General features: G+C 63.5%; 7 protein-coding genes. 1 reads left to right on the top strand and 6 read right to left on the bottom strand.

Features of this window, described 5'->3' with window-relative positions; genetic code table 11:
* Nucleotides 1-225: 225 nt before the first annotated feature.
* From ACT8II_RS06940 to ACT8II_RS06915, 6 genes are all read right to left on the bottom strand, one after another.
* A complete protein-coding gene (locus ACT8II_RS06940) occupies nucleotides 226-984 on the bottom strand; it encodes a GntR family transcriptional regulator (protein ID WP_443813469.1) in 759 nt (252 codons plus the stop codon).
* A gap of 75 nt (nucleotides 985-1,059) precedes the next feature.
* Complete coding sequence (locus ACT8II_RS06935) at nucleotides 1,060-1,896, bottom strand: Cof-type HAD-IIB family hydrolase (RefSeq protein ID WP_118653175.1); 837 nt, start codon at nucleotides 1,894-1,896, stop codon at nucleotides 1,060-1,062.
* Nucleotides 1,897-2,088: 192 nt separating this feature from the next.
* Nucleotides 2,089-3,780, bottom strand: coding sequence for a glucose-6-phosphate isomerase (gene pgi, locus ACT8II_RS06930; protein WP_294122920.1), 1,692 nt, complete (start codon nucleotides 3,778-3,780; stop codon nucleotides 2,089-2,091).
* Between the two features lie 72 nt (nucleotides 3,781-3,852).
* Nucleotides 3,853-4,710 carry a DegV family protein gene (locus ACT8II_RS06925; protein WP_118653171.1) on the bottom strand — a complete coding sequence of 286 codons (858 nt, stop codon included), beginning with the start codon at nucleotides 4,708-4,710 and terminating at the stop codon, nucleotides 3,853-3,855.
* A 226-nt stretch (nucleotides 4,711-4,936) separates the two neighbouring features.
* A complete protein-coding gene (locus tag ACT8II_RS06920; RefSeq protein WP_118653169.1) occupies nucleotides 4,937-5,638 on the bottom strand; it encodes a hypothetical protein in 702 nt (233 codons plus the stop codon).
* Nucleotides 5,639-5,906: 268 nt separating this feature from the next.
* Complete coding sequence (locus tag ACT8II_RS06915; protein WP_443813466.1) at nucleotides 5,907-7,694, bottom strand: DEAD/DEAH box helicase; 1,788 nt, start codon at nucleotides 7,692-7,694, stop codon at nucleotides 5,907-5,909.
* A gap of 541 nt (nucleotides 7,695-8,235) precedes the next feature.
* Between ACT8II_RS06915 and ACT8II_RS06910 the strand changes: the two genes are divergently transcribed.
* On the top strand, nucleotides 8,236-9,383 hold a 1,148-nt coding region (locus tag ACT8II_RS06910; RefSeq protein ID WP_443813464.1), incomplete at its 3' end, for a heavy metal translocating P-type ATPase.

Below are 9,383 nucleotides of genomic sequence, written 5' to 3'. Positions count from 1 at the left end.
TTATATGACAGGTTAGTACAGCATTACCTTCTTCCGTTAGGAAAGACCATTTTCACCGGCAACGCGGAAATTGCCCGTTGGAATCAAAGGTGTTCACATACACGTAACGCCCCCATGGAGACACCATCGGGACGTTACTTCTCATAGAGACCGGGGGCCGATCGAAATTCGACTGTACGGACGCGGTGCCCCGCCGGCCCCAATCAGGAGTACTCTTAGCGCACATTAAATGCGGAAGGTATACCGTGTGCCCACAATGTGCTGTCTGCCAAGGTACATGGGCGACCCGTCGGTATCGTAATAGCGGCCCTCAAGGCAGAAGAGCGGCTCGCCGACGGGAACATCGAGATACGGCGCAAGCTCGGCGGACGCTTTCTCAAGATCAAGATCGCACGGCTCGGTGAGCATCGGCTCGCCATGACCGTTGGACAAAATGATGTCGTAAAGCGAAGTGTCTTCAAAATCCGCACTACGCAGGAACGCATAAACTTCGGCGGGGAAGTAATTCTCCTCAACCATGATGGGTGTGCGATCCGCCGTCCGGATGCGCACAACCCTCAGCAGGCGTCCCTCGTTGCCAAAGCCAAAGAAGGCCCGGGCATCGTCGAGGCCCTCTACCTGCTCGATCGATATCAAATGCGCGCCGGCGCGTTGGTTGTTGCTCTCGCACGCCTCGGTGAAGCTTTGGACGTCATTGTTCTGGGTGAACTTGGCGCGGACCTTGGACGAGACGGATGTACCCGGGAGACGCTCGCTCACATAGGTGCCCTTGCCCGGACACTTGACGAGATATCCCTCGTTAACGAGTTCTTGCAGGGCGCGGCGAATGGTAATGCGGCTCACGCCATACAGGCCGTTGAGCTTGTCCTCGGAGGGAATCCTCTCTCCGGGAACGAAAGCGCCATCCACAATCTGGCCTTTGAGGAGCTCGCGCAGCTGAGCATAGAGAGGCGTCGAAGAACCATCGTCAAGCATCTTCGCCATATCGATCTCCTCCTGTATTGATACGTCTTAAGCCATCATATGAGACGGTACCACAATCGCCCCGGCGAGACGTCCTTAGCCCAAAAACTTGTCGAGCGCGAGCGCGATGCCGTCCTCGTTGTTGGAGGCGGTGACTTCATCGGCCGCAGCCTTGGCGGCATCGGTCGCATTGCCCATCGCCACGCCGATGCCCGCCCATTCGAGCATGGAGATGTCGTTCTGGGCGTCTCCGAACGCGATCACCTCGGACGCGTCGATGCCGATCTTGGGCAGCGAGCCGGCCAACGCATTGCCCTTGTTGATGCCAGGGGCCATGAACTCGAAGTAGAAGTCGGCCGTGAACATACCGGAAAGTGTGTCAGTGAAGGGCTCGTGCATCGCGCGCCAATGCGCCTGCAGGTACTCCGGCTCGGAAGCGCACAGGAGCTTGTCCTGGGGGCGAGAGCACACTTCGAGCAGGTCATCGACCTCGACGAGCTCGAGGTCACACATCCTGCGCTCGTAGTCGACGATGTCAAAGGGAGCGTCCCGATACGTGATGGTGTGCCTGCAGCCACGCTCCACGTACAGGTATTTACCTTCGGTGATCCAGGGGATGACGTCGAAGTCGCGCATGTGCCCAACGAGCGCGCGCAGAGCGCGTTCCTCCATGGGCTGATCGAAGAGCACCTCGTCGGTCTGGGCGTCGATCACGCGCGCACCGTTGAAGGCGACGAGCAGGCCGCCATTGTCTTGAAGCTCGAGCTCGGCGGCAATGGCGCGGAGGCCCTGCACCGGACGCCCAGAAGAAAGGATGAGCCGGATACCCGAACGTTGAGCGGCGAGCAGCGCCTCCTTGGTACGCGGGGTGACAACCTTCGCATCGTTGGTGAGCGTGCCGTCGATGTCGAGCGCAATTGCCTTAATGGACATTCAAGATCCTTTCGAGTGGAGGTTTTCCAAGCGAACATGATACCCCTGTGTGAGAGACAGGGGATGTTGACTCCACGAGGAACACTCCTCGAAACGCAAAGAGGGCGAGCCCGGATGGACTCGCCCTCTATGGGTGTAGCCATATCAACCTATGCGAGGCGACACCGAATTCTTGAATCGGCAAAGACTCCGTTACTTGCGCGTGGCGCGGTAGAACTCGATGAGCGCCTTGGTGGAGGCGTCCTGCGCCGCCAGGGCCTCGTCGTCGTGGAAGGCGGGCGTGATCTGCTTGGCCAGCTGCTTGCCCAGCTCGACGCCCCACTGGTCGTAGGAGTCGATGCCCCACACAGTGCCCTCGACAAAGGTGATGTGCTCGTACAGCGCGATGAGCTCGCCGAGTGCGAACGGAGTGAGGGTGTCGCCGAAGATCGAGGTCGTCGGACGGTTACCGGTGAACACGCGAGCGGGGACGATTTCCTCGGGCGTGCCCTCGGCACGGACCTCGTCGGCGGTCTTGCCGAAGGCGAGCGCCTTGGTCTGGGCGAGGAAGTTGCCCAAGAACAGCTCATGGACGTCCTGGCCGTTGTCCTGGGCCGGGTTATGCGTGTTGGCGAATGCGATGAAGTCGGCGGGGACCATCACGTTGCCCTGATGGATCAGCTGATAGAACGCGTGCTGGCCGTTGGTGCCGGGCTCGCCCCAGAAGACCTCACCGGTGTGGCAGGTGACTGCGCTGCCGTCCCAACGGACCTGCTTGCCGTTGGACTCCATGGTGAGCTGCTGCAGGTATGCCGGGAAACGATGCAGGTACTGGGTGTAGGGCAGCACGGCATGCGTGTCGGCGCCGAAGAAGTTGACGTACCACACGTTCATGAGACCCATGAGCGCGACGACGTTCTCCTCGAGCGGCGTGTTCTCAAAGTACTCGTCGATGGCGCGGAAGCCGGTGAGGAACTGCTGGAAGCGCTCGGGACCGAGGACGACGATGAGGGACAGGCCCACGGCGGAGTCGACGGAGTAGCGGCCACCGACCCAGTTCCAGAAGCCGAAGGCGTTCTCGGGGTCGATGCCGAAGTCGGCGACGAGGTCGAGGGCGGTGGAGACGGCCACGAAGTGCTTCGCGATGGCCTCGGCGTCCTGCTCGGGCGTGCCGTCGATGGCACCGGCCGCGCGGAGCTGCTCGAGCATCCAGGCCTTGACCTCACGGGCGTTGGTGAGGGTCTCGAGCGTGGTGAACGTCTTGGAGACGATGATGACGAGCGTGGTCTCGGGATCGAGGCCCTTCACTTTCTCGGACATGTCGTTGGGGTCGATGTTGGAGATGTAGCGGCAGTCGATCCCAGCGTCGGCGTAGGGGCGCAGGGCCTCATAGGCCATGACGGGGCCAAGGTCCGAACCGCCGATGCCGATGGAGACCAGATGCTCGATCTTCTTGCCGGAGACACCGGTCCACTCGCCGGAGCGGACGCGCTCGGCGAAGGCGTACATGCGGTCCAGCACCTCGTGCACGTCGGCCACGACGTCTTGGCCGTCGACGATGAGCTCGCCCTTCTGCTCGGCGGGACGACGCAGGGCGGTGTGGAGCACGGCGCGGTCCTCGGTGGTGTTGATGTGCACGCCGGAGAACATGGCGTCGCGACGCTCTTCCACCCCGCACGCGCGTCCAAGATCGGCGAGGAGCTTGACCGTCTCATCGGTGATCAAGTTCTTGGACAGGTCAAAGTGCAGGTCACCGGCCTTGAACGTAAGCTTACCAACGCGCTCGGGGTCCGCGGCGAACCAGTCCTTCAGGCTGATGCCCTTGGCCTGGAGCTCGTCGTAGTGAGCTTGAAGCGCCTTCCAAGCGGGGGTCTGCGTGGCGTCGATAGGAGCCGAAACGGTCATGTGCTTCCTCCTCGGTGGTCGTATGCACGGATAGTCCTATCTTAGCACCCCGAGCATCGGCGGGGACTTGAGCTATGCGCTCTTAAAGAAGGCCAAGGCAATGGCACCCGGCCCGACATGCGTGCCAATGGTGGCACCCACCATAAGGACAGGGATGTCCTCCTCGGCGATCCTGTCCTCCCACACCGAGCGACAGTCGTCGAGGTACTTGCGCAGAAGCTTGTCGGAAAGGCCCGAATAGCCGAGCATCACGGGCATGGAGAAATCGATGCCACCGGCGGCCTTGACCTGTTGGCGCAGCAGGTTGCGCCCGTTCTTGGACCCGCGCGCCTTACCGAGCACCGCCACCTCTCCGTTGTCGATGGTGATAACCGGCTTGATGGAGAGCAGCTCGCCCACCGTGCCCGCCGCCGCCGAGATGCGGCCACCGCGCTTGAGGTACTCGAGGGTGTCGAGCAGGCCGACCACGACCACGCGATCGACGACGGCCTCGACGGCGCCGGCGATCTCGGCAGCCGACTTGCCCTCGTCCAACAAGCGCAGAGCGTAGTCGACGAGGATGTGCTCGCCCACGGTGACGCTCTTGGTATCGACCACGTGGACCTCGGTGGCGTCGCTCGCCTCGGCGGCGGCGGTGCAGGCGGACTGGTGTGTACCGGAGAGCTTGGCGGACAGGGCAAGGATCACGACGTCCTCCCCCGCGGCCTGGGCGCGCTCAATGGCCTGGGAGAACGCGTAGGGGTTGACTTGGCCGGTAGTGGGAAACTCATCGCCCTCGACGAGGAGTTCGTAGAAACGCTCGCGCGAGAGCTCGACATCGGCCTGGTACGTGGTGGTACCGAACCCCACGGAAAGAGGCAGGACGTCGAGCTGGGGATGATCGCCCTGAAGGCAATCGGAACCGGAGTCGGTGATGATGCGAACGGACATAATGGACCCCTTCAGATTAGATAATGGACATAACCCGCAGTAGTGTACTGCTAAATCAAGCCATCATCAGGTCATCACATGTTCGAAACAGCCCCTTGTGGATAGACCCCCGCTACTCCCGCGCGAAGAACGCGACCGCGATGCCTCCCGGCCCCACAGACAGTGATTCACCCACCGCCCCGGCCATCGCCGAGACGTATGCGAGCGGCATCCTAGCGGCAGAGTGCTAGACGGCGGAAGCCGGTTCGAGATCGGCCTCGGGATCTACCTCCACCAACTTAAGCGTATTGGAAAAGCGACCATCAACGCCAATCACGTCACGCAGGAGGTGCAGATAGTAACTGCCCGCTTCCTCGCCCTGCGCACCAACGTCCCGAGGCTCCCCCAAGTCATCTTGGATCGACTGGCCGACAGGGGCGCAGTCGTACAGGCGCGCCTGCCCCACAGGGCACCAGATGCCGTCCACGCACGCGATGCGCTCGGCGATGGTGCCCTCGCGCCAACGCTCGGTCGAGCAGATCACCGGATCGAGGACCTCGTAGGCACTTCCCGTCCAAACATCCACCAGCCGTACGCGAGACGCCGCCACATCCTTTTCGACAATCGAGAAACGCGAGAAGAACTGGGTGCGCTCGACCTGTCTCATACGATCGAGCGAATCCTCGGGAAGGGTGCGGGCGGACTGCTCGATATAGAGCTGCAGCGGCGTGCGCCCGTCAATGAGGGGGCGCTCGAACAAGGCCCATTCGGTGAAGTAGATGTTCGTCATGGCGAGGTATCGGGGCAAGGGGCTCCTCATGCGCATCGCAAAGGGATGCACGTATTCCTCGAACTCCGACGAGGCGGCGTCGATCCAGCGCGCCTTGCGCGCGCCCCAGTACTCGGCAAAATCAAGGATGTCCCGGTCGACGGCGGATAGTTGATACATGGTGCCCCCCTTACGGCTCGGCGATGCCCGTACACCCCTAGGCTATGGCGCGAGAGGGCGTCACCGGCGTGCAGCGGCAAATCGGAGGCATGCCGCCTGTACAGATTGGGCACGCTCCCAGACCATGTCCCGACACGAATCCGACCAGAGTCCGACAACGCCCTGTTGCAGCGCGAGGGGCGCACCAGCTCGATAACGAAGCCGGCGCGCCCCTCCACAGAACTTGCGTATCACGCCCGTGAAGGACGTGTGAAATCGCGCAATAGGGTTATCGGCGACCACCGCGGTCCCCCGGGCGGCGACCGGTGCGCGAAGCCGAGCCCCCGCGGTCGACGCGGCCGCCGTGGGGATTGGATGCCTTGCGGGCGCCTCGGCCGCCGCGACCACGACGCTCGCTGGGCTCATCGTAATTGCGCCACGCCTCGCGCCCGCCTGATGAGGTGGAACGACGATTCGCGCCAGTGCGCGAGGGGCGGGAGGCGGTACGCGCCTCGGAAGCGGTCAACAGCTCGACGGAAGCGTCGCCCTCGCCCGCACGCACCCGGGTCTTACCGCTGCGCTTCCTCCGGGAGGGCTTGGCCTTGGCCTCGTCCTCAGCACGTCGAGATGCACCCGCGCGGGTATCGGAAGACACCTTGCCATGGGCCTCCCCATTCGAGCCAGAGCGGGAACCGCCTCGGGACTCGGCTCGCGAACCGGCGCCCGCCTTGGCCTTCGCTTTGCGGCGGCGTTTCTTCTCCTTCTTGCCCGCGGGTGCCTTGGCGGGCACGCGGTTGGGGTCGACCTCGGGCGCGGACGCTCCGAGTTCGAAGCCGTCCGCATCGAAGAGCGCGGCGGTCTTGCCCATGAGTGCCTCGATGTCGTAGAACTCGGCGACATCATCGGGGGTCACGAATGTCAGGGACCAGCCCTCCTCACCCGCGCGGCCCGTGCGGCCGATGCGATGGATGTAATCCACCGGGTCGGTGGGGACGTCGAAGTTCACCACGTAGCGCACATCTGAGATGTCGATGCCACGGGCGAGGACGTCGGTGGCCACGAGCACGTCGCACTCCCCGGCGCGGAACGCCTTGAGGGCCCGCTCGCGCTGGGCCTGACTGCGGTCGCCGTGAATGGCAGCGCAGGTGATGCCCGCACGCGCAAGACGGCGGCTGCAAGCATCGGCGCGGTGCTTGGTGCGGCAGAACACGATGACGCGGCTCGCCCCCTCGCGCTTGAGTACACGGGCGAGCAAGGCGTTCTTCGCTTCGAGGGAAACCGGGAGCACGTACTGCTCAACCGTTTCCGCCGTCGAGGTCACCGGGGCGATCTCGACGCGGGCGGGATCGTGCACAAGGTCGGTGATCGAGCCAACTGCCGCATCGTCAAGCGTTGCGGAGAACAACAGGGTCTGGCGATCATCGCGCGTGTAGCCCACGATGCGGCGAACGGCGGGCAGAAAGCCCATGTCGAGCATGCGGTCCGCCTCGTCGAGCACGAGTACCTGCACCTGGTCGAGCATGCACGCGCCCTGGTCGATGAGGTCCTGTAGACGGCCCGGCGTGGCGATGAGGATGTCGCACCCGCGCTTGAGCTTGTCACGCTGCGGGTTGTAGCTCACTCCGCCCACAACGGTCACGCTGGTATGCCCGGTGTGGTGCGCAATGGAGCGGCACACGTCCTCGATCTGCTGGGCAAGTTCACGCGTGGGCGTGACCACGAGCATGAGCGGACCCTGGGGAGCGACCTTACCACGCGCGCGGGAACGGGGCACATGGGGCAGATTGTTCATGGTGGGCAGCAAAAACGCCGCGGTCTTGCCGGTGCCCGTCTGGGCAGCGGCAAGCACGTCCTCGCCATCGAGTGCGTGCGGGATCGAGGCAGCCTGCACGGGCGTCGGGGCGGTATAGCCCATATCGGCAACGGCGGAGAGGACCTGCTCGGACAGGCCAAGGTCGGCGAACGTGGTCTCGGGGCCGGCGTCTTGATCGGACGAGGAGGCGAGATTGGTTTCGCGTACCTCGACGGTCTCGATGGCGTCGTCCTTTTTCGTGTTCTTCTTAATAAACAGCGGCATGGGGGTGTGAATTTCCGTTTCCGCGCGGTGGGCCTCAACACAGCGGCGCCCGGCAACGGGGCGCGCTCGTCAAACCGTCCGCGCAAGGAGGTTCATATAACAAGCGATTGCGCGGGCCGGTCCGCGCGGTGGAGCACGTTCGCAACCGGCATATCCCTGCAGCCTCTCAGGCTATTGCGGGCGCATGCGTAACGCATGGAGCAGATTCCACCGCAGGCAAGTATACGGGCACCCGATGTGCAAAAAGGGGACTGTCCCTAAATTACACAACCCCACGTTACGCGTACCCATCCCCCCCCCGCGCACAGGCATCGCGAAAGTTAACTCTCGCGTCGATTTCCCCGCCCTTTCGAGCAAAATGCTCCGCGAGAGTTCACTTTCGCGGAGCACCCCACTCCAAGTTCCCGCAGACACAAGGGTCGGTCGCGATCGGCCCCGGGCTCGCCCGGGGTTCGCCTTGGAAGCAAATCGACATTCTAATCAAATACCCCCGGGGGGTGGGGTATACTCAACCGTGACATTGCTACGAAAGGAGCTACACATGGCTCAGGAGAAATTCGACGTCGGCGGCATGACGTGCGCGGCATGCCAGGCACACGTCGAGAAGGCCGTCTGCAAGTTGCACGGCGTGACCGACGTCGCCGTCAACTTGCTCTCGGGCAGCATGCAGGTCACCTTCGACGAAACGCTCCTCAGCGACGACGACATCTGCGACGCCGTCGACCGTGCGGGCTACTCGGCGGCGCCCGTAGGCGGAGCTGGCGCCGGCGCGGCAGGGGCAACCATGCCCGGTGTCAACGCGAACGCCGTCTCAGCACCCCTCGTCTCCCCCACCAAGAAGCTTGAGGCCGCCGCGCGTGCCATGCGCGGGCGCCTCATCACCTCGATCGTGTTCCTCATCCCCCTGTTCTACCTGGGCATGGGGCACATGCTCGGCTGGCCGCTGCCGGCATTTTTCGGCGCGCATGAGAACGTCATGAACCTCGCGCTCACCGAACTGCTGCTACTCGCACCCATCCTCTACGTCAACGATGCCTACTTCATCAACGGTTTCAAGTCGCTCGTTCATGGTGCTCCCACCATGGACGCACTCATCGCCATCGGCGCCACCGCCAGCGTAGGCTGGTCCATCTACGGAATCTACCGCATCGCGGCGGAACTCGCGGCGGGCGACCCCATGAGTGCCCACACCATCGGCATGGACAATCTCTACCTGGAAAGCGCGGGAACCATCCTCTCGCTGGTAACCATTGGCAAGTACCTCGAGGCCCGCAGCAAGTCAAAGACGGGTGGGGCCATCGAGGCGCTCATCGACCTCGCACCTAAGACCGCAACCATCGTGGACGAGCAAGGTGTCGAGACGGTGGTGAACGCGGACGACATCAAGCCCGGCCAGGTGATCTTAGTGCGTCCGGGTGAAACCGTCCCCGTGGACGGCGTGGTTCTCGAGGGCTCGTCCTCCATAGACGAGAGCGCCCTCACGGGCGAGTCCATCCCGGCGGAAAAGACACCCGGCGACACCGTGAGCGCCGCCACAGTCAATCGCACGGGATCCTTCGCCTTCCGCGCAACGCGCGTCGGAGCCGATACGAACCTCGCCCGCATCATCCGCCTCGTCGAGGAAGCCAACGCCACGAAGCCCCCCATCGCGCGCCTGGCAGACAAGGTCGCCGCCGTCTTCGTGCCGAC

Origin of the sequence: Collinsella sp., assembly GCF_052346665.1 — a bacterium.
Taxonomy (GTDB): Bacteria; Actinomycetota; Coriobacteriia; order Coriobacteriales; family Coriobacteriaceae; genus Collinsella.
Note: the sequence above shows the minus strand (reverse complement) of the source record. Positions and strands in the feature narration are given on the sequence as shown.

Excerpts from the sequence above, each read along its gene's own strand:
- ACT8II_RS06915 (WP_443813466.1), bottom strand. The coding sequence starts at position 7,694 with ATGCCGCTGTTTATTAAGAAGAACACGAAAAAGGACGACGCCATCGAG.
- ACT8II_RS06940 (WP_443813469.1), bottom strand. The coding sequence starts at position 984 with ATGGCGAAGATGCTTGACGATGGTTCTTCGACGCCTCTCTATGCTCAG.
- pgi (WP_294122920.1), bottom strand. The coding sequence starts at position 3,780 with ATGACCGTTTCGGCTCCTATCGACGCCACGCAGACCCCCGCTTGGAAG.
- ACT8II_RS06920 (WP_118653169.1), bottom strand. The coding sequence starts at position 5,638 with ATGTATCAACTATCCGCCGTCGACCGGGACATCCTTGATTTTGCCGAG.
- ACT8II_RS06925 (WP_118653171.1), bottom strand. The coding sequence starts at position 4,710 with ATGTCCGTTCGCATCATCACCGACTCCGGTTCCGATTGCCTTCAGGGC.
- ACT8II_RS06935 (WP_118653175.1), bottom strand. The coding sequence starts at position 1,896 with ATGTCCATTAAGGCAATTGCGCTCGACATCGACGGCACGCTCACCAAC.